Genomic DNA, 259 nt, shown 5'->3' on the forward strand with positions numbered 1-259 from the left:
TAATTACTTTCTAATTATTCAGGAAGTCCTCTGCGCCTTATGGGGAATATTATCACCTTACCCCAACTTCGCCAAACTCTCTTCCAAAGCCTTAATCTTGGCTTCGGCATCAGCTTGTTTCTTGCGCTCCATTTCTATCACCTGTGCAGGTGCCCCAGCGACAAATCGCTCATTGCTGAGTTTTTTCATGACAGAATTCAGGAAGCCTTTCGTATAGTCGATCTCTTTCTGAATATTCTCTTTTTCCTCCTCCACGTTT

The 259-nt window shown here is 43.2% G+C and carries 1 protein-coding gene; it reads right to left on the reverse strand.

Features of this window, described 5'->3' with window-relative positions; translation table 11 throughout:
* Positions 1 to 57 precede the first annotated feature (57 nt).
* Positions 58 to 259 (reverse strand): hypothetical protein (locus I5349_RS13840; RefSeq protein WP_226391367.1); only part of this gene is annotated, 202 nt, incomplete at its 5' end.

Origin of the sequence: Penaeicola halotolerans, from assembly GCF_016464625.1 — a bacterium.
Taxonomy (GTDB): Bacteria; Bacteroidota; Bacteroidia; order Cytophagales; family Cyclobacteriaceae; genus Penaeicola; species Penaeicola halotolerans.